Origin of the sequence: Micromonospora sp. DT201, assembly GCF_049841575.1 — a bacterium.
GTDB lineage: Bacteria > Actinomycetota > Actinomycetes > Mycobacteriales > Micromonosporaceae > Micromonospora.
Genome location: NZ_JBNCKP010000029.1, coordinates 1 through 22,787 on the forward strand (window position 1 = coordinate 1; position 22,787 = coordinate 22,787).

The following is a 22,787-nucleotide window of genomic DNA, read 5'->3' on the forward strand; positions in this document are numbered from 1 at the left end:
ACTCCGCCGACCCCAACACCGCCTCCTACGACATCACCACCGAACACCTCGCCGACTGGATCGCCACCCGCGGCTACACCACCAACTGACCCACCCCCACGCAAAACCGAAAGGGCCGGACCCCACCAAGGGGCCCGGCCCTTCGGCCTCGCCAACCCCCACGCATGACAAGCCAAGGGCCGAACCCCTACCACGGGCCCGACCCTTCGGCATGTTCAGAGCTCAGTGCTCGCTGCCCGCCTGGACCGGCTCGACGGCCGGAGCCACCTCGGCTGGCTCGACGCGATGAGCGCGTCGGCGTAGCCACCAGGTGCTGCCAAGGCCGGCGAGCACCGCGAGGACCAGCCCGGCCCAGGAGATGTCCTTCAGCCAGTGCTCGGCAGCCCTGCCCACGGTGAACAGCAGGTAGGTGGTGCCGAACGCCCAGACCAGGCCACCGGCCGCGTTGGCCAGCAGGAACCGGCGGTAAGGCACATGCAGTGCCCCGGCGAGCGGCCCGGCCAGGATCCGCAGCAGTGCGACGAACCGACCGAAGAAGACCGCCCAGACGCCGTACCGGGCGAAGCTCTGCTCGGCACGGGCGAGCTGCGGCGGGCCGAGGTGCTTCGGGAACCGCCGGCCCAGCCGGGCGAGCAGGGGACGGCCGCCGCGTCGGCCAACGGCGTACCCGATGGAGTCGCCGACGATGGCGCCGAACGCAGCGGCGGTGGCCACCCACTCCGGCTCGACCACTCCGGTGGCGGCGAGCAGGGCAGAGCTGACCAGGACGATCTCGCCTGGCAGCGGGACGCCCATGCTCTCCACGCCGATCACCCCGCCGACAAGCAGGTAGACCGCAATCGGCGGCAGCGACACGAGCCAGTGCTGGACGTCGAACAACGCTTGACTCTTTTCTCGGCGGGCCTCGGCGGGCCTCGGCGGGCCTCGGCGGGCCTCGGCGGGCCTCGAACCCTACCGTCGGTGGGCCGAAAGCAGGGGCCGCTCGCGTGCGGTGTGGGCACGCACGCCGCGCCGCCCGTCCTAGGAGGCTAGGGGTAAGGGTGGCGCGGGAGTCGACACTCGGGTTGCGCGAATAGCAAGACGGACGTACGGTTTTGTTGAGCGCGGAATCGGCGGTAAGTGTCACCTAACCTCGGCGGCACCCCGACCGGTGCGACAGACTGCTCAGGACTACTCATGGTCGCTGGTGTGAAGGAGTACGACGTGGCGAGCCTCGACACCTTCGGTGCGAAGACCCAGCTACGCGTCGGAGACGCGAGCTACGAGATTTTCAAGATCGACAAGGTGGAGGGCTACGCCCGGCTGCCCTACAGCCTGAAGATCCTGTTGGAGAACCTGCTGCGGACCGAGGACGGCGCGAACATCACCGCCGACCACATCCGCCAGCTCGGCGAGTGGGACCCCACCGCCGCCCCGAGCGTCGAGATCCAGTTCACCCCGGCGCGGGTGCTCATGCAGGACTTCACCGGCGTGCCGTGCGTGGTCGACCTGGCCACCATGCGCGAGGCCGTGCGTGACCTGGGCGGCGACGCCAGCAAGGTCAACCCCCTCGCGCCGGCCGAGCTGGTCATCGACCACTCGGTGATCGCCGACCTGTTCGGCCGCGAGGACGCCTTCGCCCGCAACGTCGAGCTGGAGTACGAGCGCAACAAGGAGCGCTACCAGTTCCTGCGTTGGGGTCAGACCGCGTTCAACGAGTTCAAGGTCGTCCCCCCGGGCACCGGCATCGTGCACCAGGTCAACATCGAGTACCTGGCCCGCACCATCATGGAGCGGGGCGGCCAGGCGTACCCGGACACCGTGGTCGGCACCGACTCGCACACCACGATGGTCAACGGCCTGGGTGTGCTGGGCTGGGGCGTCGGCGGTATCGAGGCCGAGGCCGCGATGCTCGGCCAGCCGGTCAGCATGCTGATCCCCCGCGTGGTGGGCTTCAAGCTCTCCGGCGAGATGCCGGCCGGCACCACCGCCACCGACCTGGTGCTGACCATCACCGAGATGCTGCGCAAGCACGGTGTGGTCGGCAAGTTCGTCGAGTTCTACGGCCCCGGCGTGAGCGCCGTGCCGCTGGCCAACCGGGCCACCATCGGCAACATGTCCCCGGAGTACGGCTCCACCGTGGCGATCTTCCCGATCGACGCGGAGACGATCCGCTACCTGGAGCTGACCGGCCGCGACGCCGCACAGGTCGCGCTCGTCGAGGCGTACGCCAAGGAGCAGGGCCTCTGGCACGACCCGGAGGTCGAGCCGGCCTACTCGGAGCGCCTGGAGCTGGATCTGGGCACCATCGAGCCGTCCCTCGCCGGCCCGAAGCGCCCGCAGGACCGGGTGCCGCTGGGCGCCGCGAAGACGCTGTTCCGCTCCGCCCTGACCGACTACGTCGCCGACGACACCGCCGGTGAGCGCGACCTCAAGCCGGGTGTGCCCCGCGAGGAGCTGCCGCGCGGCGCCAACGGCCCGGCCGACGAGGCCAGCGCCGAGTCGTTCCCGGCCAGCGACCCGCCGGCCAACGAGTTCAGCGACCCGGCCGACGAGCCGCGTGACCTGGAGACCGCGGCTGTTGGCGCGGGTGGCCGGGCCAGCAACCCGATCCGGGTCACCGGTTCCGACGGCGTGGAGTACGAGCTGGACCACGGCGCTGTGGTGATCGCCGCGATCACCTCGTGCACCAACACGTCCAACCCGCAGGTGATGATCGGTGCCGCGCTGCTGGCCCGTAACGCGGTCGACAAGGGCCTGACCCGCAAGCCGTGGGTGAAGACCACCCTCGCGCCGGGCTCGAAGGTCGTCATGGACTACTACGAGCGGGCTGGCCTCACGCCGTACCTGGACAAGCTCGGCTTCAACCTGGTCGGCTACGGCTGCACCACCTGCATCGGCAACTCGGGCCCGCTGCCCGAGGAGGTGTCCGCCGCGGTCAACGAGCACGACCTGTCGGTGGTCTCGGTGCTCTCGGGCAACCGCAACTTCGAGGGCCGGATCAACCCGGACGTCAAGATGAACTACCTGGCGTCCCCGCCGCTGGTGGTCGCCTACGCCCTCGCCGGCACGATGGACATCGACCTGGCCAACGAGCCGATCGGTGAGGACACCGAGGGCAACCCGGTCTACCTGCGCGAGATCTGGCCGAACAGCGCCGAGATCCAGGACGTCATCGCCCAGGCGATCGGCGCGACCGGGTTCAGCGCCGCGTACGCCGATGTCTTCGCCGGCGACGAGCGGTGGCAGTCGCTGCCCACCCCGACCGGCGACACCTTCGCCTGGGAGAGCGACTCCACCTACGTGCGCAAGCCCCCGTACTTCGAGGGCATGCAGCAGGAGCCGAGCCCGGTCGTGGACATCGCCGACGCCCGGGTGCTGGCCAAGCTCGGTGACTCGGTGACCACCGACCACATCTCGCCGGCCGGCGCCATCAAGGCCGACTCCCCGGCCGGGACGTACCTCGCCGAGCACGGCGTGCCGCGCCACGAGTTCAACTCGTACGGCTCTCGCCGGGGCAACCACGAGGTCATGATCCGGGGCACCTTCGCCAACATCCGGCTGCGCAACCAGCTGGTGCCCGGGGTGGAGGGCGGCTTCACCGTCAACCACCTCACCGGCGAGCAGACCTCGATCTACGACGCCTCGGTTGCCTACCAGGAGGCCGGCATCCCGCTGGTCGTGCTGGCCGGCAAGGAGTACGGCTCCGGCTCGTCGCGGGACTGGGCGGCAAAGGGCACGATGCTGCTGGGTGTCCGGGCGGTCATCGCCGAGTCGTACGAGCGGATCCACCGCTCGAACCTCATCGGTATGGGCGTGCTGCCGCTGCAGTTCCCGGTGGACGTCACCGCCGAGTCGCTCGGCCTCACCGGCACCGAGACGTTCACCATCACCGGGGTGACCGCGCTCAACGACGGTGAGACCCCGCGCACCGTGCAGGTCAGCACCGACACCGGCGTGGAGTTCGACGCCGTGGTGCGGATCGACACTCCCGGTGAGGCGGACTACTACCGGCACGGCGGCATCCTGCAGTACGTGCTGCGCCGCATGATCGCCAACTGACGTACCGCGTTTCACCTCAGGCCTCTCCTTGCCGTCGGCGAGGAGGGGCCTGAGGTGTTTCGGCGTCGCTCCTCGCGCCTGACCCGCGTGCGGACTAGCGTGTTAGCTAAGGAGGTGCACGGTGTCCGGTGAAGCTGCGGCGCAGTTCAACATCCACGATGCGAAGACGAACCTGTCACGGATCATCGAGCGGGTCGAGCACGGCGAGGAGATCGTGATCAGCCGGGCTGGCACCCCGGTCGCCAAGGTCATTCCTCTCCACCGGACGGCACGCACCGGTCGCGGATCCCTGCGCGGCACGCTCGACCTCACCGAGGATTGGGACTCGGATGAGGTCAACGACGCGATCGCCCGCGACTTCGGGCTGTCCGGATGAGGCTCCTGCTGGACACGCACGTGGTGCTCTGGTGGCTGGGCGACGACCCGATCCTCTCCACGGAGATCAAGGACCGCATCGACATCGAGCCCGAGGTGTATCTGAGCCCGGTGACGGTGTGGGAGGTGGCGATCAAGCAGGCGCTGGGAAAGTTGACCGGTCCCCCCGACCTCGCCGAACGCATCCGTGACGCCGACCTGCGGGAGCTACCGATCCGCCACGACCACGCTGTGACGGCCGGACAACTCCCGCCGATCCACCGCGATCCCTTCGACCGGATGCTGGTCGCGCAGGCCCTCCGCGAAGGGCTCACCCTGGTCACCCGGGACGATCGCATCCAGAAGTACGACGTACCAATCCTGCTGGCGTGAGACCGGCCCGCTACCGACCATCAGGGCCGATCAGCGCGTCGTGCGGCTTGCCGCACGTTCTGGATGTCTCACTTCAATGCCGTCAACGCTCGGTCCAGTGCTGCACCCTGAGGGTGACGACTGGGCGCCTGCGGTTGCGGTGAAGCTGGCAGCAGAAGTAAGTCCGTTGCTGCAAGCAACTGATGATGGGTAGCGTCGCTCGTCATGACTCCTCCGCTGCGCAGTGAGCGACTGCTGCTCGAAGCTTACGTACCTGCTGATGAGGACGATTTCGTAGCGCTCTTCATGGACGACCGGGTTTCCCGTTGGATGGGTAACGGCCCCTGGCCCGAAGCCGACTATCGTGCCACTTTCGCCCGAATCTTTACGCACGCCTATCAAAGTGAGAATTTCGACGTCTGGGCCGTGCGCCAGGACGGCCGTCTGGTGGGTCATGCAGAGATCAAGCCGGCAAAGGTCGTCGAAGGGCATGAACTGGTATACGGCCTCGTGCCCGAGGTGTGGGGGCGAGGGCTCGGCACTGAACTTGCGAAGGCAGTCGTCGCGTACGGCTTTGCAGCGCTTCACTTGGAGCAGGTTTACGCGACTGTGGCCGAGCCAAACGTTGCTTCGCTGGCAGCACTTCGCAAGCTTGCTTTTCGCCACGTCCGGGACATTACTGAGGACGATGGGACCATCACCCATCTACTTTCCTGCGGTCGCGCTGGCCAGCAAGTGAGCTCAAGGGAACCGGAAATGTACCGGTGAGCGTGCTCAGCTGGCCGCGGAGCCGCTGAACCTCGTCGTCCTGGGCTGCCGGACCGACAGCAGGTGCCGGTGATGCTCCTTGAATGGGTGAGCGCGCGGGGCCCCCTCGTCGATGAGGGGCAGAGTGGCAACAACGGCGGCGCCTGCGTCGGGGTGGCCGGCAACCTCGCGGGCGTCATCGGCGTACGTGACTCCAAGGACCCGGCCGGTCCGGCGCTCGCCTTCGACCCGGCGGCCTGGACCCGATTCCTGGTGTTGGCCAAGCGCTGCTGACCCCGCCGTCCTACCGGGTGAGTTCGTCGGCCCGGTCGAGCAGCGCTCGGCGCTCGGCTGTCGAGCCGACAGCTGCCGCCGCCTCCCGGAACAGTTCGGCGGCGCGCAGTCGGTCACCCTGCCGGGCCACCAGATCGGCCCGCACGGCCAAGGCGAGCGGGTTGCCGTCCAACCCTCCCCCGGCGTGTGCCGCGTCGAGCAGGACCAACCCGGCGTCCGGCCCGTACGCGTAGCCGTGCGCGACAGCGCGGTTGAGCGCGATCACCGGCGAGGGCCGGATGTCGGCCAGCGCGTCGTAGGCCCGTGCGATCGCCGGCCAGTCGGTGGAGTCGACGGACATCGCGGTGGCGTGGCAGGCGGCGATCCGGGCCTGCCACGCGTATGGCCCGTCGTGGCGTACCCGGTCGAGCGCGGCCAGGCCTTCGGCGATGGCGGCGCGGTCCCACCGGCGGCGATCCTGCCGCTTCAGGGTGAGCAGGTTGCCTGCGGCGTCGCGGCGGGCCTCGGCACGGGAGTGCTGCAACAGGCACAGCGCCAGCAGCGCGGCCACCTCGGACTGCTCCGGCATCAGCTGGTCGAGCAGCCGAGCCAGCCGGACCGCCTCGTCCGCGAAGGCCGGCTCGCCGTCGGCGACGTAGCCCCGGGTGAACAGCAGGTACAGCACGGCGAGGACGCCGGGCAGCCGTTCGGTCAGCGCCGGCCCGCTCGGCACCCGGTACGGGATGCCGGCCTGGGAGATGCGGGTGCGGGCACGGGTCAGCCGTCGGGTCATCGTCGACTCGGTGACCAGCAGGAGGCGGGCGATGTCGGCGGTCGGCACACCGCACACGGTCCGCAGTGTCAGCGCCACCCGGGCCTCGAGAGCGAGCGCCGGGTGGCAACAGGTGAAGATCAGGCGCAGCCGGTCGTCCACCACGTCCTCCCCCACCGCGGGCTCGGGCTGTGCCTCGGCCGGCGTGAGCAGCGCCAGATCGTGCAGCTTGCGGCGCTCCACGGTGGCCCGACGCAGCACGTCGAGCGCTCGGTTACGGGCCACCGTCATGAGCCAGCCGCCCGGGTTGGCCGGCACACCGTCGGCGGGCCACCGTTCCAGCGCGACGGCCAACGACTCCTGGGCGCAGTCCTCGGCCAACGCCCAGTCGCCGGTCACCCGGATCAGTGTCGCGACGATCCGGGGGTACGCCTCGACGCTCGCGGCCGCGACGGCTTCCGCCGCCGCGCCGGCCGGTGCCGGGGTGCGCACCGACCGGCGCTGCGAGGTGGACAACTCCGTCAGTCGGACAGGTCGGCGAAGGGGCGCAGTTCCAGCCGCCCGTGCCGGGCCATCGGGTGTGCCCGTGCCACCTCGATCGCCTCGTCCAGGTCAGCGCAGTCGAGCAGGTCGAAGCCCACGATCACCTCGGTGGTCTCCGCGAACGGGCCCTCGGAGACGAGCAGTTCGCCGTCGCGTACCCGGACCGTGGTGGCCGCGGTTGTCGGCGCCAGTTGGTCGCCGGCGAGGCGGCGACCGCGGGCGTCGTTCTCGGCCACCCACTTGTCGATGTCAGGCGCGTCGGTCGGGTCGGTGTCCGGCTCGCTGTCGGTGCAGACGAACATCATGTACTTCATCTGGTTGCTCCCTGGTGTCCTGGGGTATCGCCAGCATGACGATCGGCCGGGGCCGTTCCGGACACCCTTCGCCGGAAAACCTCGGTCAGTTTCCGTTGGCGGCGCGGCGGCGGGCCTCGCGGGTCTTCATGGCGTGCTCCATCAGCGTGACGAGCACCTCCTTGCTGGACTCACGCTGCCGGGCGTCGCAGAGCAGCACCGGCACCCCCGGGTCGAGGTTCAGCGCGGCCTGCACCTCGTCGAGCCGGTACTGCCGGGCACCCTCGAAGCAGTTCACCGCGACCACGAAGGGCGTGCCACGGCCTTCGAAATAGTCGATCGACGGGAAGCAGTCGGCGAGCCGTCGCGTGTCGGCCAGCACCACCGCGCCGATGGCGCCCAATGCCAGCTCGTCCCAGACGAACCAGAACCGGTCCTGCCCGGGCGTACCGAACAGGTACAGCACCAGGTCGTCGCTGATGGTGATCCGGCCGAAGTCCATGGCCACGGTCGTGGTGGTCTTGCCTTCCACCCCGGACAGGTCGTCGATGCCGACCCCTGACTCCGTCAGCACCTCCTCGGTGCGCAACGGCCGGGTTTCGCTGACCGCGCCGACCATGGTCGTCTTGCCCACGCCGAAGCCACCGGCGACCAGGATCTTGATCGCGGTGGGCAGTGGGGTCGCTCCCGCCGGCCGGTCAGAGTGCCCGTAGTCCATTGATTACCGCCTCGAAGATGCTGTTGTCGGGAAGACCGGCCGTGGTCTGCGGTTCGCGAACCTGCACCAGGCTGCGGGCCGCCAAATCACCGAGGAGCACCCGGATGGTGCCCACCGGCAGGTCGAGATGGGCGGCGATCTCGGCGACGGACTGTATGCGTTGGCACAGCCCGACGATCGCCACATGCTCCGGGCCGATACCAACCTCCGGCGTGACCTCGGCTCGGGTCGCGGTGACCAGGGAGATCAGGTCGAACGTGCCGGTGACCGGACGGGCCCGACCGCGTGTCACCGCGTACGGGCGCACCACTGGGCCCGCATTGTCATCCACCCACTGGTGGTCTGCGGCCTCCCCCTGCACCGTCATCGCCGCTACCTCTCGCCGGCCAGCTGCTCGGTACGGGACGGGGAGGCAACGTACTTCCCGACGCGGGTGACCAGCATCGCCATCTCGTACGCGATCAGACCGACGTCGGCGTCCTCGCTGGCCAGCACCGCCAGGCAGGCGTTGCGGCCGGCCGCGGTGACGAACAGGAACGACGACTGCATCTCGATGATGGTCTGCTGCACCTGCCCGCCGCCGAAGCGCTTGCCGGCGCCTCGGGCCAGGCTCTGGATGCCGGCTGCCATCGCCGCGAGATGCTCGCCGTCGTCCCGGCTCAAGCCCTGGGTGGAGGCCATCAACAGGCCGTCGGTGGAGAGCGCGACCGCGTGCTCGGCCTGCTTCACCCGGCCCACCAGGTCATCCAGCAACCACGTCAGGTCGGCACTCGAAGCCGTCTTCTGGGTCACTTCGTCGTCCTCTTCTCGCCCGGCTGTGCGCCGTATTCGTCTGGGCTTGACCGCCACACCGCGCGGAAGCCGCGTCATCGTTTGTCGGTCAGGTAGTTTGTGGGTCCTCGTCGCCCGGCTCGGGGGGCGCAGCCTCCGGAGCGCCGCCGAGCAGCCGAGCCGCGTCGGTCCGACCGCGCCGGGTGCCGGTCTGGTAGGAGCTCATCATCCGGCGCACCTGCTCTGGTGCGCGCGCCACATCCTCGTCGTCGGTCTCCGACACCGCCGGGTCGTCGCGCAGCTCGGGGACGATGCTCGCCTGTCGAATCCGGACGGGCAGGCCCGAGTTGGTGCGCTCCGCCTCGGCCCGGGCGGGCATCGGACCGCCGTCGGCGGCCACGACCGGCGCGACGTCGTCCGCCACTCGGGTGCGGTCGACCGCGGGCAGGCCGGTGGGCACCGTCGGGGCTTCCAGGGCCGGCTGGCCCAGGCCACGCCGTGCCCGCGTGGGCAGCTCGGGTGTAGCGGTGGCCGGGGTGGCCCGCTGCCGGGTGGGCAGGACCGTCTCAGCCTCGTCGGCCGGTGTCGTCGGGGCGTCGGTGCCGGTCGACATCGGCGTCGCCGTGCTGACCGGTTCGGACACGTCCCGTGCCGTGGTCGTCGGTGCGGCCAGTGCGAGCGGTGCGAGGAAGGCCGGACGGCCGGTGTCGACGGCAGGTGCCGACGGCATCGGGATGGCCGCACCGGTCCGCAGTTCGCCCGAGTCCTCCGGGCCGACACCGTTCTCGCTGACCAGGCCGAGCGGGATCAGCACGACCGCGGTGGTGCCGCCGTACGCGGACTCCTTCAACCGCACCCGCACGCCGTGCCGCTCGGTCAGCCGGCTCACCACGTAGAGCCCGAGGCGGGCTGCGTTGGCGAGGTTCAGCTCGGACTGGTCGACGATCCGGTGGTTCGCCGCGGCCAGGTCCTCTTCGCTCATGCCGAGGCCCCGGTCCTCGATCTCGATGGCGAACCCGTTGGCCACCAACTGACCACGGACCTCGACGGTCGTGTGCGGCGGGGAGAACGACAGGCCGTTCTCGATCAGCTCGGCGAGCAGGTGGATGATGTCGCCGACCGCACGGCCGGCGAGCGAGACCGGCCCCAGCGGCAGCACGTTGACCCGGGTGTAGTCCTCCACCTCGCCCACGGCACCGCGCACCACGTCGACCATTGGAACGTTGCGCCGCCAGGCCCGACCGGGGGTGGAGCCGGAGAGCACGATCAGGTTTTCCGCGTTGCGCCGCATTCGGGTGGCCAGGTGGTCGACCCGGAACAGGTCCTCCAGCTCCTCCGCGTCGTGTTCGCGGCGCTCCATCGCGTCGAGCAGGGTGAGCTGGCGGTGTACGAGTGCCTGCGTGCGCCGGGCCAGGCTGAGGAAGACCTCGCGGACGTTGCGCCGCAGCTCGGCCTGCTCGACGGCGGTACGGATCGCGGTCTCCTGGACCGCGTTGAAGGCCTTGCCGACCTGGCCGATCTCGTCGGTGCCGAATTCCAGGGGTGGCGCCTCCGCGGCGACGTCGACCTCTTCGCCGCGACCGAGTCGCTCGACCACGCTGGGCAGTCGCTCGTTGGCCAGGCGGAACGCCGCACCACGCAACCGTTCCAGTTGGAGCACAAGGGCGCGGGCGGTGGTGATGGACACGATGATCGAGGCGATGACGGCGAGCAGACCGAGGCCGGCAGCCAGCGCGAGTCGGACGACGACGCCGACGCCGACCGGGGTGGCCCGGGCGACCACGCCGTCGCCGCCGGCCAGGACGACCTCACCGATCTCGGTCAGCGCCGGAGCGGTGGTGTCGCTCCACTCGGTCACGGTGACCGACGGCCGGCTGGCACCACTGCCCTGCATGATCTGGGTCTCCAGGCCGGTCAACCGGCTGAAGGTGGGGGCCGTCGTCATCGTCTCGTAGCGGCGCTGGTCGGCGGCGGGGAGCCGGACCAGCGCGGAGGCGGCGACGAACTGCCGGGCGCCGACGATCCGGGTGAATTCCGCCCGTTCGGCCGGGGTGATCCGCCCGGCGGCCAGCACGCCGGCCAGCAGCGCGTCCTCCTGGGACAGCAGCTCCCGGGACTCGTTGAGGTCGATCAGCGCGGCGGTGTCCTCGGCGACCTGCTCGTCGTCGAGGTTGCCGAGCGCGTCGTACACCCGGAAAACCGACTCGATCACTCCGGTGAAGGTCGCGGTGGCCCCGGCCCGGTCGATGCTCCGGTCGTCGACCGCCGTACGGGTCTTGCCCAGGTCGCTCAGCCCGGTGGTGAGAGCCTTGATCCGCTGGGCGAGGGTGTCGCTGCCCAGCAAGCCCACCTGCCAGTTCTCGGTGGACTTCTGGAACGCTGCCGCCAACTGGTCGGTGTGCTTGCGCGTCTCGGCCAGAGTGGCGCGCTGGGCCTCGTCGGGTCGACCCAAATAGGTCGACGACTCCCGGCGCTCCACCTGCAATTGGATCAGCAGCGGCTCGGTGGGATCGAAGACCTTGGTGTCCAGTGTCTGCACACCGAGCAGGTTGACCCCGTCCCGGACGGTGACCCAGGCCGTGAAGCCCCAGAGCGCGACGAGCGAGACGAGCAGAGCAACGACCTTGGTACGCAGATTCGTACTGCGGGAACCCATTACACCGTCCCTGGCGCGGCCTGTGTGATTGTTCAGTCAGGTTTGCGTAGTTCACGCATCGACCCCGGCGCACGCTAGCAGCGTCCGGGGCTGTGCTCAAGCGCTGCTGATCATGAGACCACCGTGCGGGACCGAAGCGAGGACCGGTCCGGGTTGTTGACCAGGTCGGATCTGGCCATTGCCAACTGCCGGGCTGCGAGAACAGCCGCGCGGACGATCAGCACAGGCGCATAGAGATCTTTGTCATGCCATAGTGGAGTGTCGACCTGTTGGTCGTCCACTTCGGAAAGATGCTGCAACCCACGACCGATCGCCTCCGGTACGCCAGGTCGCGCCGGTCGACGCACCCCCAGCAGCACGTGCAGGGCGTACGCCGTCTCCTCCGCGGTGCCCGCCCAGCGTCCCCAGGCCCCGTCCGCCCGTTGGGTGGCGACCAACCAGTCGACGGCGCGGTCCACCGCTGATCCAGCAGTGTTGGCCGGGGCGTACCGGTCGAGGGCGGTCACGACACACGAGGTGGCGTAGTACGGAGACGCGTGCCAGCGGTCGGCCCAGGAGCCATCGGGCTGCTGCTCGTCGCTCAACCACCCGGCCAGCGCGGCCGCACGGCCGCCGTAGCGGCTCGCACCCGCCGACGTATGCCGGGCATGCCAGCCGAGCGCCTCCAGCACGTGTGCGTTGGTGGTGACCGACCGCCCGTCCTCCCCCTGCCAGGTGCAGAAGTGGCTGCCGAGGTCGAAGTGGAGCAGGCTCGCCGGGTCCACCGGGTGACCGAGGCGGGCGAGAGCGTAGAGGGTGACCGAGGTGGTGTCCGCGTCGGCGGGTAGCCCTGGCCCAGTTGCCGTGCCCTGCGGCCCGAGCGCGGCGGCCAGCTCGGCGATGAGCTTCGGCGCAGGCCGGACCGGCACCCCCGCTCGGGCCAGGCTGCTCAGCACCCAGGCTCGCTCGAACACCGTGATCGGCGTACAGCAGGGCACCGGGCCATCGAGAGGACCAACAGCCGTCCGAAGGTAGGCCAGCGCCTCCGGGTCGGCGCCGGGCGTCGCCGGGTCGCCGATCCAGGCGGCGGTGGCCGCCGGCGAGGCGCCGATGGCCCCGGCGACCGGGGACACGCCGCTGTGCCGGCGCGCGAGCGGCCCGAGCACCTCGAAGGCGTGCAGCAGCTTCTGCGGCACCGGACGTCCGCTGCCCACCAGCGCGAGTACCGCGTCGAGCCGCCGTCGGTCCACGCTGGGCAGGGCACGGACGCCGCCGGTGAACCCCCGATCGTCGCGGGCCGCGAAGAAGGTGAGGTGGTCGTTGATGCGCTCCACCAGCGCCGGCACGATGAGATCGGCCGCCGGGGTGTCCGGGAGCGCCGTGCCCCTGGACAGCCAGTCGGTCAGCGCACCCAACCCGCGGCCGGTGGCTGCGGCCAGCCCGGTCGGGGCGGGAGCCTGGGTGCGACGCAGTGTGCCGAGCAGCGCCTCCACCGCACTCACCGTCGGCACCACGGCGTAGCCGCTGACGCCACCCCAACCGCCATCGGAGCGCTGTGCGTCCAGCAGATACCGCAGCCGCCGGTCATGCCCGGTGAGCCACGGCGCGTCGGCGACGACGCGGCCGGTCTCGTACACCGACGGGGTCACCCGGCCCGCCGGCTCGAGCACCATGGCGCCGAGCAACTCCCGGGCCGATGCCGCGACCTCCGACTCGCCCCGGGCAGCGGCGGCTTGCGAGGTGGTCACAGCACGCCCCAGAAGTCGGTCGACCGGTAGAAGCCCGAGCTGAAGCCGATCTGGCGAGCGAGGTAGTCGGCCTGCACCGGGCAGGTCGCGCGCAGCGGATCGAGCAGCTCGCGGGCGTACGCCACCAGGTCGGCGATCTGGCGCTCGATGTCGGCCCGCTCCGGCACCAACATCAACGCGTTGAGGTCCCCCCACCGCTTGTCGCGTTCGTAGCTGGCCAGGTCGTTGACGAGTCGGAGGATCCGCTGCACCTGGTCACTGGCCGCGACGAGCGCGTCGAGGTGGGCGAGCGTGGCGGGATCGTCGGAGTGGATCCAGTGCACGACGTTGACCACCGTGCAGGCCAGGTTCGCCGCATTTGCCAGGTACTCGTCGAGGGTGGGCAGCACACCGGTGTCGGCGGCCTGCTTCCAGTCCCACTCCCGCGCCATCGCGTCGAGCATCGTCCGCAACTCGTTGCGCCACACCACCCCGTGGGTCGCGTACGCCGGCACGGCAACCAGTTCGTCGTGCAACTCGGCGAGAAACCGGCTGAGGTGGTCGTCCGCCGCCGGTCGCCCGCCCTCCGCCACCGCCAGGCAGCCCGCCGTCAACCTGTCGATCTCGGCACGGGTACGCGCCTCGTGGTCGACGAGCCAATCGACCGCGAAGCCCCAGAGCACGGCCCGGTTCGTGACGCGCAACTGGTCGAGGTCACACCAGGGAGCCCCGAACGCGATCGCCATGGCAACGTTGCCGAACAGCGCCGGGTCGAACGGTCGCGCCGGGAAGAGATCGGGGTACGCCGCAGCACGTTCGGCCAGGTCACGTTGGCCCTTGGCAGCGAGGGCACAGATCCGGCCCTGCTCGGCGGCCAGCGTCATCTGGTCGCCACCGGTTGCCGGCAGCGACGCGAGCCCAGCGGTCATGCCGAGACACTCCGTACCGGTCGCAGGATCACTTCGACACGCTCTTGGGGCCGTAGCGCTGCTGCCACCTTGACTCCGGGCACCGATTGCCGTTGCAGGCTGAACCGGAAGCGGCTCAGCACGGTGGCCACGATCAGCATCGCCTCCAGGTAGAAGAGGTGCATGCCGATGCACTGGTGCGGGCCGCCGCCGAACGGGAAGTGCGCGTACCGGTGCCGGTTGCGGACCTGATCGGGGTCGAAGCGGTCGGGGTCGAAGACCTCGGGCCGGTCCCAGAACGCGGACATCCGGTGGGTGATCAGCGGGCTGACTATCAGGGTCGCGCCGGCTTCGATGCGTACGCCACCGATCACGTCGGCTTCCACCGCACTGCGCGGAAAGAGCCAGCCGATCGGATAGAGCCGCAGCAGTTCGTCGAGCACCTGCCGGGTGTAGCGCAGCTCGCGTAGGTGCTCGCGTCGGACCGGCGCGTCGCCGACCACTCGGTCGATCTCCTCGTACAGTCGCTCGGCGATCTGCTCGTCCTGAGCGATGTGCGGCCAGAGCCAGGTCAGTACGCTGATCGTGGTTTCGGTGGTGGTGGCGACCATGGAGACGGTGTCGTCCCGGACCTGCCGCTCCTCGATCCGGCCACCTGTCTCCGTGCGGCCCCGCCACAGGGCGGCGATGATGTCGTCCCCATCGGTTTCGGCCGTCTCCCGGGTGGCTCGGATGATCGGGAGCAGGGTGTCGTCAATGAGTTGAACGGCCTTACGGAATGTCCGGTCACCGGGCATCGGCATGGCCAACGGTGCCCACGGCACCATCAGCCGCGGCATCACCGACGAGGCGATCGCGTCCTGCGCCTTCATGATGCGCATCGCCTGCGGCACCGAGATCTTGTCGGCGAAGAAGACCCGCATGATCGCCGAGCAGACGATCTGGGCCTGCACGGTGCCCATGTCGACGGGTTGGCCGGTGCGGGCCGGCTCGTCCAGGTCGTCGACCGCATCCTCGATCGCCTCGGCCAGCCGGTCCACCAGCGAGTCGACGCGTCGAGCGGTGAACAACGGCTGAAGCACCTGGCGGCTGTTCTTCCAATGTTCGCCGTCGCCGAGGATGCCGTCACCGAACAACCGCTTCAGCGGACGCCACTGGAGAGCGTCACCGCCGCGGACGTAGTTGTCGGACTTGTCGCGCAGAACCTGCTGTAGGTGCTCCGGCCGGGTGACCAGGTAGAGCCGGGACACACCCAGACTGAGCTTCACCACCTCGCCCTGCGACCGCTCGCCCATGTCGACAAGGGCGCGGGCCGGATCACGGAACAGGTTGGGCACCACGTGGCGCAGCGGGACCGAGCCCGCTCGTCGTGGCTGAACAGGCACGGTGTGCGGGGCTACCACGGGAACTGACACTCCCTTGTGGATACTCGGTGTCGCGGAACGGCTCTGCGGAGTTAGATGTCCGTGGGAGCATGCCACCGCTAGGTCATCTTCCTCTAGGCGCGAGACGTGAAATTTTCACCCGCAACGTTTGCGTCACCGTAGGATCGGGATGCGGGGAGTTGCGCCGACCACAGATCCCGCAGGTAGCAGCAGCCACGACCAACGGTCAGCATTCGTGATGTTCAATAGTGATGAACATCACTCGTCGCTCACTTGTCGGGCCTGACCCGGTGGTCGCCGGCTCGACCCGGGACCGCGTCACGCGTCACCTGCGCCATGGATGCCGATCCGGCGGAACGTCCGAATCCGGGCGACGCCCGGCCCCCTGTGCCAGGCTCTTGTCATGGACGACAAGACCATCCTGAACCGGATCACCGAGCTGGTCGACGAGGAACACAAGCTGCGGGCGGATGCCCAGGCCCACGAGTCGGGCACCGAGGGCGAGGCCAGCGAGCGGCTGCGCGCCCTGGAGGAGTCCCTGGACCAGTGTTGGGACCTCCTGCGCCGCAGGCGGGCCGCCCGGGAGACCCACGGCGACCCGGATGCACAGGGCGAGCGCCCCAAGCCCGAGGTAGAGCGCTACCTGCAGTAACGGCGTGACGGGTCGGGCGGTCAGGCCGCCCGACCCACTCCGGTCAGCGGACGCCCGCCTCGCGTAGCAGTTCTCCGGTCAACACGCCGGGATCGACCTGCTCGGCGGGCAGACCCCGTGCCGCGAACCAGGCGGCGACCACCCGGACGTCGCGGGCCAGGAAGTCCGGCCCCTGCGGGTTCGCCACCACGTCGACCACCTGCGGCAAGTCGATCACGACCAGCCGACCCTGGTGCACGAGCAGGTTGTACGGCGACAGGTCGCCGTGTGCATAGCCGGCCCGGGCCAGCACCCGCAGCGCCTCCACCAGTTGGGCCCACAGGTCGCGCAGCTCGGCCGGGCCGGGTCGCAGCTGGGCCAGCCGGGGTGCCGCCTCCCCCGACTCGGCGTCACCGACGAACTCCAACATCAGCTCGGTACCCCGCAACTGCACCGGGTACGGCACGGCGATCCGGTCATGCCCGGCGCTGATCTCCCAGAGTCGTGCCAGGGCGTCGAACTCGGCCGCGGCCCACTGCCCGGCGATCATCTGCCGGCCGAACGCTGTCCGACCGGCCATCGCCCGGTTCTCCCGGGAGCGCCGCACCCGGCGGCCCTCCAGGTAGCCGGCGTCGCGGTGGAACATCCGGTGCTCGGGGTCGCGGTAGCGCTTGACCGCCAACAGGCAGGAGCGGTCGGTGTCGGGCACGGCGCGGCGGACCAGGTGGACGTCCGCCTCCTTGCCGGTCTTCAGCACACCCAACTCGGTGTCCTTGGCGGCCAACTCGGTGACCAGCCAACCCGGGTGCGGTTGTGGCCCGTGGACGGCGTCGTCCCAGGACGACCAGCGCTCGCCGGTGTCTGGGTCAGGGTCGCTGTCCGGGTCTGCGGGCGGCTCGGTGGGCCGCCCGCGCTTCAGAAACTGCGGTTCGTCGTCGTCGAAGCGGCTCTTGCCGCGGCTCCGGCGCTCGAGCGCCGGAAGGTCGTAATCGCGCACTGTGGTGAGGTTCCCTTGATCGAGGCTGAGAAAGACAGCTGGAGTCGACCTGCGAAGACGGCCATTGCCGACCCCCTCTCCTCGACCGGGCGCACACCCGGGATGCACGATGCGCCCACAATGCTCGGCGCCACACGGCAGCCGGTCAACCGATTTACCGAACCGCCACCCGAGCAGCGTTCGAACCAAGGCGCGCGATAGTCAGCGAACGAACCCGTCAGCGCGCGAGCACGGTGGCGACCGCGGCGATCAGCCCGTCCACGGTGCGGCTCGGCGCGAACCGGACGTCCGACCAGGTGCGACCCCGGTGCAGCCAGACGCTGGGCAGCCCGACCGCCGCGGCGCCACCGATATCCGCCTCCGGGCTGTCGCCGATCACCCAGGCACCACGCAACGGCATCCGGACCCGCTGGGCGGCGAGCGCGAAGATCCGCGGGTTGGGCTTGCTGACCCCGGCCTCCTCGGAGATCACCCAGTCGGCGACGTACTGGTCCAGGCCGGTCCGGCGAATCTTGGCGTCCTCGACGCGTACCGTGCCGTTGCACACCACCACCGGCACCCAGCCGGCGTCGTCGGCGATCCGCAGCGCGCAGGCGGTCAGCGGGTCGAGCCGGGTCTGCGCCACCACCCCGTCGTGCAGGTCCTCCACCAGGTCGATCGAGGGGATGCGCAGCTCATAGCGGTCCCGGATGGCGTCGGCGAGATCCCAGCGGTCGGTCAACCCGTCGGCGTCGACCGAGACCATCCAGTCGATGTCGGTGGGGGGCGCGCCGATGCTGTCCAGGAAGCGCTCACCCCAGCGGCGGAACGGCCCGGCCCGATCCAGCAGGGTGTTGTCCAGGTCCAGCAGGAGCAGTGGCACTCGCGCACCCTACGGGACCGACGTGTCCGCCAACAGATCCAGCGGGTATCGACCTGACGACGAGGTCAGCCAGACATCGACATTCGAGGGCCACCCTGGTCCGGCAGTCGATCGGCGAGCATCGAATGGGCCGCCCGAGTGGCCGCGAGCACGGCCGGGTCCAGCGTCGCCACCAGCACCGCCGTGCCCTCGTCGGCGCCCCGGGCCAGCACCCGCCCCTGCGGGTCGTACATCGCCGCGCCGCCGTTGAACCGCCACGGGTCGACACCGCCGACCGAGTTGGAGAAGACCACGAACATCGTGTTGTCCAGTGCCCGCGCGGCGTAGTACAGGTCCCGGCGATGCTCGGAGCCAGCCAGGTATCCGCTGGGGCACAGGTATCCGTGCGCGCCGTCGAGGGCAGCGGCCCGGCCGTGCTCCGGGAAACAGCCGTCGTAGCAGATGCCGAGCCCGAGCCGCCAGTCGTCGACGAGCAGCGTGGCACCCCGGTCGCCGGGGCTGAACAGCTCACGCTCGTCGCCCCACAGTTGCTGCTTGTCGTAGCCGACCCGGACCGCGCCGGCCCGGTCGACCACCAGCGCGGCGATGGTCCGCCGACCGTCCGGGTGTCGGGCGGCGGCACCGACCAGCACGGTGACGCCGGCCTCACGGGCCGCGGCGCGCAGCGGGTCGAGCCGGGGATCCGCGACCACCCCGGCCGGGTCGGCCGCGACGTCCGTGCCGGTCGGGTCGGCGGCGAGGGTCGGCGGGTGGTACGCGCAGAGGAACAGCTCCGGCAGGACAGCCACCCGCGCGCCCAACTCACCGGCTTGGCGGATCAGGTCTGCCGCGTCGAGTGCGTTTCCGGCGACGTCGCCCGGTGTGGGCGTGGCCTGAACGGTGGCCACGGTCAGCGGGGCGGTGGGAACGGTGCGGGGCTGGGTCACCGGGGCGATGGTAGTCGGCGGGATACCAAGCCGTACGTACGGTTTGCATGCCCCGGGGTGACCTGCAACGATCGACGCGTGCCCAGAGTAAGCCAGGACCAGCTCGACGCGCGCCGGCAGGAGATCCTCGCCGCCGCGCGGGCGTGTTTCGCCCGGCTCGGCTATGAGGGGGCGACCGTACGCCGCCTCGAGGAGGCCACCGGCCTGTCCCGCGGCGCCATCTTCCACCACTTCCGCGACAAGGACTCACTCTTCCTGGCCGTCGCCGAGGACGACGCCGCCGCCATGGTCGAGACGGTCGCCCGCAACGGTCTCGTGCAGGTGATGCGCGACCTGCTCGCCCGCGCGGTCTCCCCCGACACCACCGGCTGGCTGGGCAGCCAACTGGAGGTCTCCCGCCGCCTACGCACCGACCCGGCGTTCGCCCGGCGCTGGGCCGAGCGGTCCGCCGCGATCGCCGAGGCGACCCGGGACCGGTTGGCCCGCCAGAGCGACGCCGGAGTGCTGCGCGAGGACGTACCGATCGACGTGCTCGCCCAGTTCCTGGAGCTGGCCTACGACGGCCTGGTGCTGCACCTGGCCATGGGTCGACCGGCCGGTGACCTGGGCCCGGTGCTCGACCTCGTCGAGGAGGCGGTCCGCCGCCGCTGACCGTGCGGGGCACCGGTCGGTCGACCGTGGCGAGGCTGCTCCACAATGGGGCCGCCGATCCCTCCGGTGACAGGAGCAGTCGATGATCGTCTACGCCGCGTCCGGCGACACCTGGGGCATCTCCGGCCCGACCTTCCTCCGGTACTACGTCGTGGCGGCCGCCGCGGTGGTGGCGATCGGGGTGTACTACCGGATCCGCCTGCTGGCCGTCTCGGGGCACACCACACTCGATCCGCTCGGGCCACAGCAGGTCGCCTACCTCAACGGTGGCCCCCAACTCGCCGTGCACGCCGCAGTCGGCGGGCTGCGCGGCAGCGGCGCGATCGCCGTGCGCCCGGACCGCCGGTTGACCACCGTCGGCACCACGCCGACCGGGCTCACCCCGCTGGACCAGGCCATCCTCTGGGCCGCCCACCAGCACGCGCGGGTCCGCGAGCTGCCACAGGACTCCCGCGTACGCACCGCGCTCGACCAGCTCCGGACCGGCCTGGAGCAGCGCGGTCTGCTGACGAACGACGCGCAGCGCGAGCGAGCCCGCTTCTGGCACAAGGTCATGCTGGCTCTGCTGGGCCTCGGCGGGGTCCGGCTGTTCTCTGGCCTCTCCAATGATCGCCCGGTGGGCTACCTACTGCTCGCCTTTGTCGCGCTGCTGGGCGCCACGCTGCTGTTGGGCCGGGTACCCGTACGCACCCGGGCCGGTCGCACCGCACTGCGTGGCATCCGCCGCCAGCACACCCACCTCGCCCCGGCCTCCGCGCCCGCCTACGCCACCTACGGAGCGGCCGGCGCCGCGATGGGCGTGGCCCTGTACGGCACCGCCTCGCTCTGGGCGCTCGACCCAGGCTTCGCCGAGCAGGCCGAGGTTCAGCGCCAGGCCCTCTCCGGCAGCGGCTGGACGGGAGGCTCCGACGGGTCGAGCGGCGGGGGTGGCGACAGCTCCGGCGGTAGCTCCTGCGGCGGCAGCTCCTGCGGTGGCGGTGGCGGCTGCGGAGGCGGCGGGGGGTGCGGCGGATGACCGGCCCGTCCGGAGTCGGCATCGGCTGGCGTCCGGAGATCGCCGGCTTCGTGGCCGAGCTGCCCGGGCTGCGCTTCGTCGAGGTGGTGGCCGAGGCTGTGCTCGCGTCCGGGCCACTTCCACCAGGCCTGACGCAGTTGCGCGAACGCGGGGTGACGGTCGTACCGCACGGGGTGCGGCTGTCCCTCGGCGGCGCCGAGCCGGTCGACCCGGCCCGGGTCGCCCACCTGGCCGCGGTGGCGCAACTCGTCGACGCACCGCTGGTCAGTGAACACATCGCGTTCGTCCGAGCCGGCGGCCTGGAAGCCGGGCACCTGCTGCCGCTGCCCCGCAGCCGGGAGGCGGTCGACGCGGTCTGCGCCAACGTGGCACGGGCACAGGCCGAGCTGCCGGTCCCGATCGCGCTGGAACCGATCGCCGCGCTCGTCGACTGGCCCGACGACGAGCTCGACGAGGCCGACTTCCTCACAGAGATCCTCGACCGGACCGGGGCACTGTTGCTGCTGGACGTGGCCAACGTGCACGCCAACGCCCGCAACCGGGGCGCCGACCCGCTCGCGTTGCTGGACCGTCTGCCGCTGGAGCGGGTCGCGTACGCCCACGTGGCCGGCGGCGCGGAACACGGTGGCTTCTACCACGACACCCACACCGACCCGGTTCCTGCGGCGGTGCTGGAACTGGTCGGCGCGCTCTGCACCCGGCAGCGGCCGCCGGCGCTGCTGCTGGAACGGGACGGCCACTATCCACCAGCGGTCGAGCTCCGCGCCGAACTGGACGCCCTGGCGGCCATCGCGGGCTTCCCGGCCGTGACATGACCGGCGCGCGCGACGGCACGCGGCCACCCGGCGATCTCGCCGGGCTCGCCGAGCGGCAGGCGGCGCTGGTGGCCACGCTGGTCGCCGGCGGGCCCCCACCGCCGGGTTTCGCACCGGCACAGCTGGCCGCCACCCGGGCAGCCCTGAGACGCAAGCGTGCCGGTGAAGTGGCGCGGCACTGGCCACTGCTCGCCGCCGGCCTCAATGCCCTGTGGACGACGACCTTCGCCGACTGGGCCGCCCAACGACCCACCGCCGGGTCACTACGCGACGGTTGGGACCTGGCCCGTGCGCTGCACGACCAGCGAGCGCTGCCCCCGGCGGCCGCCGAAGAACTGGCCGTCCGGGAGGCACGCCTGCGCTACGACGGGCTCTCGGCGCCGCGTCCGCGCCGGTTCCCGGCGGTGGGCCGCGCCGGCGGTGCCGTCGCGGTGCAGATCGCCGGCCGGGTACGCCTGCTGCGCCCCGCCCCACGTCCAGCGACGGTGCCCACCGTTGGTAGCGACGGGGTGCCGGATACGGCAAGATCGGCCATATGGATCTCGGACTGACCGACCGCGTGTACGTCCTCACCGGCGCCTCCCGAGGCCTGGGTTACGCGACCGCGCAGTGCCTGGTCGCCGACGGGGCGCGGGTGGTGCTCTCGGCCCGGGACCCGGACGCCGTGGCCGCGGCCGCACAACGGCTGGGCGGCCCGGAGCATGCCGTCGGGCTGACCGCCGACCTGGCCGACCCGGAGACTCCGGGGCAGCTCGTCGCCGCCGCCCGGGAGCATTTCGGCCGGCTCGACGGCGCGCTGATCTCGGTCGGCGGGCCACCGGCAGGCAACGCCGCGGCGATCACCGACGAGCAGTGGCGGCTCTCCTTCGAAACCGTCTTCCTGGGCACCATCCGCGCGGTACGCACGATCGCCGGCGTACTGCCCGACGGTGGTGCGATCGGGCTGGTGCTCTCCACCTCGGCCCGAGGCCCGGTGCCCGGCCTCGGCATCTCCAACGGTCTGCGGCCCGGCCTGGTCGGGGCCGCCAAGGACATCGCCGACGACTACGGCCCACGCGGGATCCGGGTGGTCGGCCTGCTGCCCGGCCGGATCATGACCGACCGCAACCGGGAGCTGTTCGCGGCGACCGGCGACCCGGAACGCGCCCGCACCGACGCAGAGGCCAGCATCCCGCTGCGCCGCCTCGGCGACCCGGCCGAGTTCGGCCGGGTGGCCGCGTTCGTGCTCTCCCCCGCCGCGAGCTACCTCACCGGGATCACCCTGCCGGTCGACGGCGGCGCGCTGCGCGGGCTGTGACGCCAGACCCGGCCAAAGATGCCCGTGCGGTGACGCCAGACCCGGCCAAAGATG

The 22,787-nt window shown here is 70.9% G+C and carries 24 protein-coding genes and 1 pseudogene; 12 read left to right on the plus strand and 13 right to left on the minus strand.

Features of this window, described 5'->3' with window-relative positions:
• Positions 1-89, plus strand: a pseudogene (locus tag ACLQ28_RS31025) (C39 family peptidase); the annotation flags it as partial.
• Between the two features lie 133 nt (positions 90-222).
• Here the strand turns inward: ACLQ28_RS31025 and ACLQ28_RS31030 are convergent.
• Positions 223-879, minus strand: coding sequence for a DedA family protein (locus ACLQ28_RS31030; RefSeq protein WP_425689818.1), 657 nt, complete (start codon positions 877-879; stop codon positions 223-225).
• Positions 880-1,188: 309 nt separating this feature from the next.
• On the opposite strand from ACLQ28_RS31030, the gene ACLQ28_RS31035 reads away from it, so the two are divergent.
• The 5 genes from ACLQ28_RS31035 to ACLQ28_RS31055 all read left to right on the plus strand — a co-directional run bounded on the left by ACLQ28_RS31035 (position 1,189) and on the right by ACLQ28_RS31055 (position 5,808).
• Positions 1,189-4,041, plus strand: coding sequence for an aconitate hydratase (locus ACLQ28_RS31035; protein ID WP_425689869.1), 2,853 nt, complete (start codon positions 1,189-1,191; stop codon positions 4,039-4,041).
• Positions 4,042-4,162: 121 nt separating this feature from the next.
• On the plus strand, positions 4,163-4,417 hold the full coding sequence (locus tag ACLQ28_RS31040; RefSeq protein ID WP_425689819.1) for a type II toxin-antitoxin system Phd/YefM family antitoxin: 255 nt from the start codon (positions 4,163-4,165) through the stop codon (positions 4,415-4,417).
• Entirely contained in the window at positions 4,414-4,788 is a 375-nt protein-coding gene (locus ACLQ28_RS31045) for a type II toxin-antitoxin system VapC family toxin (protein WP_425689820.1), read from the plus strand. The genes ACLQ28_RS31040 and ACLQ28_RS31045 overlap by 4 nt, the downstream gene beginning before the upstream one ends.
• A gap of 204 nt (positions 4,789-4,992) precedes the next feature.
• The gene (locus ACLQ28_RS31050) at positions 4,993-5,535 is read left to right on the plus strand and encodes a GNAT family N-acetyltransferase (RefSeq protein WP_425689821.1); all 543 of its coding nucleotides are present in this window, start codon (positions 4,993-4,995) and stop codon (positions 5,533-5,535) included.
• A gap of 72 nt (positions 5,536-5,607) precedes the next feature.
• A complete protein-coding gene (locus tag ACLQ28_RS31055) occupies positions 5,608-5,808 on the plus strand; it encodes a DUF397 domain-containing protein (protein ID WP_425689822.1) in 201 nt (66 codons plus the stop codon).
• Positions 5,809-5,818: 10 nt separating this feature from the next.
• On the opposite strand, the gene ACLQ28_RS31060 is transcribed toward ACLQ28_RS31055, so the two are convergent.
• From ACLQ28_RS31060 to ACLQ28_RS31100, 9 genes are all read right to left on the minus strand, one after another.
• Positions 5,819-7,075, minus strand: a complete 1,257-nt coding sequence (locus ACLQ28_RS31060; protein ID WP_425689823.1) for an RNA polymerase sigma factor — start codon at positions 7,073-7,075, stop codon at positions 5,819-5,821.
• A gap of 5 nt (positions 7,076-7,080) precedes the next feature.
• A complete protein-coding gene (locus ACLQ28_RS31065) occupies positions 7,081-7,416 on the minus strand; it encodes a YciI family protein (protein WP_425689824.1) in 336 nt (111 codons plus the stop codon).
• Between the two features lie 85 nt (positions 7,417-7,501).
• Entirely contained in the window at positions 7,502-8,113 is a 612-nt protein-coding gene (locus ACLQ28_RS31070; protein ID WP_184176789.1) for a GTP-binding protein, read from the minus strand.
• A complete protein-coding gene (locus tag ACLQ28_RS31075; protein ID WP_425689825.1) occupies positions 8,094-8,480 on the minus strand; it encodes a DUF742 domain-containing protein in 387 nt (128 codons plus the stop codon). Before ACLQ28_RS31075 ends, ACLQ28_RS31070 begins: the two co-directional genes overlap by 20 nt.
• A gap of 5 nt (positions 8,481-8,485) precedes the next feature.
• On the minus strand, positions 8,486-8,905 hold the full coding sequence (locus ACLQ28_RS31080; RefSeq protein WP_425689826.1) for a roadblock/LC7 domain-containing protein: 420 nt from the start codon (positions 8,903-8,905) through the stop codon (positions 8,486-8,488).
• 88 nt (positions 8,906-8,993) lie between these two features.
• Entirely contained in the window at positions 8,994-11,540 is a 2,547-nt protein-coding gene (locus ACLQ28_RS31085; RefSeq protein ID WP_425689827.1) for a sensor histidine kinase, read from the minus strand.
• A gap of 110 nt (positions 11,541-11,650) precedes the next feature.
• Complete coding sequence (locus ACLQ28_RS31090) at positions 11,651-13,267, minus strand: prenyltransferase (RefSeq protein ID WP_425689828.1); 1,617 nt, start codon at positions 13,265-13,267, stop codon at positions 11,651-11,653.
• The gene (locus tag ACLQ28_RS31095) at positions 13,264-14,175 is read right to left on the minus strand and encodes a terpene synthase family protein (RefSeq protein WP_425689829.1); all 912 of its coding nucleotides are present in this window, start codon (positions 14,173-14,175) and stop codon (positions 13,264-13,266) included. The genes ACLQ28_RS31090 and ACLQ28_RS31095 overlap by 4 nt, the downstream gene beginning before the upstream one ends.
• The gene (locus tag ACLQ28_RS31100) at positions 14,172-15,449 is read right to left on the minus strand and encodes a cytochrome P450 (protein WP_425689870.1); all 1,278 of its coding nucleotides are present in this window, start codon (positions 15,447-15,449) and stop codon (positions 14,172-14,174) included. The genes ACLQ28_RS31095 and ACLQ28_RS31100 overlap by 4 nt, the downstream gene beginning before the upstream one ends.
• A 493-nt stretch (positions 15,450-15,942) precedes the next feature.
• Between ACLQ28_RS31100 and ACLQ28_RS31105 the strand changes: the two genes are divergently transcribed.
• Positions 15,943-16,191 (plus strand): DUF2630 family protein, encoded by a 249-nt coding sequence (locus tag ACLQ28_RS31105; protein ID WP_184176801.1) that lies wholly within the window; start codon positions 15,943-15,945, stop codon positions 16,189-16,191.
• Between the two features lie 43 nt (positions 16,192-16,234).
• Here the strand turns inward: ACLQ28_RS31105 and ACLQ28_RS31110 are convergent, their stop codons facing one another.
• The 3 genes from ACLQ28_RS31110 to ACLQ28_RS31120 form a co-directional block, all read right to left on the minus strand.
• Positions 16,235-17,167: a serine protein kinase RIO gene (locus tag ACLQ28_RS31110; RefSeq protein WP_425689830.1), complete on the minus strand. Its 933-nt coding sequence runs from the start codon at positions 17,165-17,167 to the stop codon at positions 16,235-16,237.
• A gap of 217 nt (positions 17,168-17,384) precedes the next feature.
• A complete protein-coding gene (locus ACLQ28_RS31115) occupies positions 17,385-18,029 on the minus strand; it encodes an HAD family hydrolase (protein ID WP_425689831.1) in 645 nt (214 codons plus the stop codon).
• Between the two features lie 65 nt (positions 18,030-18,094).
• A complete protein-coding gene (locus ACLQ28_RS31120; protein ID WP_425689832.1) occupies positions 18,095-18,955 on the minus strand; it encodes a carbon-nitrogen hydrolase family protein in 861 nt (286 codons plus the stop codon).
• A gap of 78 nt (positions 18,956-19,033) precedes the next feature.
• Here ACLQ28_RS31120 and ACLQ28_RS31125 point away from each other — a divergent pair, with 78 nt between their 5' ends.
• The 5 genes from ACLQ28_RS31125 (at position 19,034) to ACLQ28_RS31145 (ending at position 22,733) form a co-directional block, all read left to right on the plus strand.
• Positions 19,034-19,606, plus strand: coding sequence for a TetR/AcrR family transcriptional regulator (locus ACLQ28_RS31125; RefSeq protein WP_425689833.1), 573 nt, complete (start codon positions 19,034-19,036; stop codon positions 19,604-19,606).
• An 82-nt stretch (positions 19,607-19,688) separates the two neighbouring features.
• Positions 19,689-20,621, plus strand: coding sequence for a TIGR04222 domain-containing membrane protein (locus tag ACLQ28_RS31130; RefSeq protein ID WP_425689834.1), 933 nt, complete (start codon positions 19,689-19,691; stop codon positions 20,619-20,621).
• A complete protein-coding gene (locus ACLQ28_RS31135; RefSeq protein WP_425689835.1) occupies positions 20,618-21,436 on the plus strand; it encodes a DUF692 domain-containing protein in 819 nt (272 codons plus the stop codon). The genes ACLQ28_RS31130 and ACLQ28_RS31135 overlap by 4 nt, the downstream gene beginning before the upstream one ends.
• On the plus strand, positions 21,433-21,987 hold the full coding sequence (locus ACLQ28_RS31140) for a hypothetical protein (protein ID WP_425689836.1): 555 nt from the start codon (positions 21,433-21,435) through the stop codon (positions 21,985-21,987). The genes ACLQ28_RS31135 and ACLQ28_RS31140 overlap by 4 nt, the downstream gene beginning before the upstream one ends.
• Positions 21,972-22,733, plus strand: coding sequence for an SDR family oxidoreductase (locus tag ACLQ28_RS31145; RefSeq protein WP_425689837.1), 762 nt, complete (start codon positions 21,972-21,974; stop codon positions 22,731-22,733). The genes ACLQ28_RS31140 and ACLQ28_RS31145 overlap by 16 nt, the downstream gene beginning before the upstream one ends.
• Positions 22,734-22,787 lie beyond the last annotated feature (54 nt).

What these genes read in the sequence shown, in the direction of transcription:
- ACLQ28_RS31105 (WP_184176801.1), top strand. Translation starts at nt 15,943, where the DNA reads ATGGACGACAAGACCATCCTGAACCGGATCACCGAGCTGGTCGACGAG.
- ACLQ28_RS31050 (WP_425689821.1), top strand. Translation starts at nt 4,993, where the DNA reads ATGACTCCTCCGCTGCGCAGTGAGCGACTGCTGCTCGAAGCTTACGTA.
- ACLQ28_RS31085 (WP_425689827.1), bottom strand. Translation starts at nt 11,540, where the DNA reads ATGGGTTCCCGCAGTACGAATCTGCGTACCAAGGTCGTTGCTCTGCTC.
- ACLQ28_RS31095 (WP_425689829.1), bottom strand. Translation starts at nt 14,175, where the DNA reads ATGACCGCTGGGCTCGCGTCGCTGCCGGCAACCGGTGGCGACCAGATG.
- ACLQ28_RS31145 (WP_425689837.1), top strand. Translation starts at nt 21,972, where the DNA reads ATGGATCTCGGACTGACCGACCGCGTGTACGTCCTCACCGGCGCCTCC.
- ACLQ28_RS31045 (WP_425689820.1), top strand. Translation starts at nt 4,414, where the DNA reads ATGAGGCTCCTGCTGGACACGCACGTGGTGCTCTGGTGGCTGGGCGAC.
- ACLQ28_RS31055 (WP_425689822.1), top strand. Translation starts at nt 5,608, where the DNA reads ATGCTCCTTGAATGGGTGAGCGCGCGGGGCCCCCTCGTCGATGAGGGG.
- ACLQ28_RS31070 (WP_184176789.1), bottom strand. Translation starts at nt 8,113, where the DNA reads ATGGACTACGGGCACTCTGACCGGCCGGCGGGAGCGACCCCACTGCCC.
- ACLQ28_RS31140 (WP_425689836.1), top strand. Translation starts at nt 21,433, where the DNA reads ATGACCGGCGCGCGCGACGGCACGCGGCCACCCGGCGATCTCGCCGGG.
- ACLQ28_RS31065 (WP_425689824.1), bottom strand. Translation starts at nt 7,416, where the DNA reads ATGAAGTACATGATGTTCGTCTGCACCGACAGCGAGCCGGACACCGAC.
- ACLQ28_RS31135 (WP_425689835.1), top strand. Translation starts at nt 20,618, where the DNA reads ATGACCGGCCCGTCCGGAGTCGGCATCGGCTGGCGTCCGGAGATCGCC.
- ACLQ28_RS31130 (WP_425689834.1), top strand. Translation starts at nt 19,689, where the DNA reads ATGATCGTCTACGCCGCGTCCGGCGACACCTGGGGCATCTCCGGCCCG.
- ACLQ28_RS31100 (WP_425689870.1), bottom strand. Translation starts at nt 15,449, where the DNA reads ATGGGCGAGCGGTCGCAGGGCGAGGTGGTGAAGCTCAGTCTGGGTGTG.
- ACLQ28_RS31075 (WP_425689825.1), bottom strand. Translation starts at nt 8,480, where the DNA reads ATGACGGTGCAGGGGGAGGCCGCAGACCACCAGTGGGTGGATGACAAT.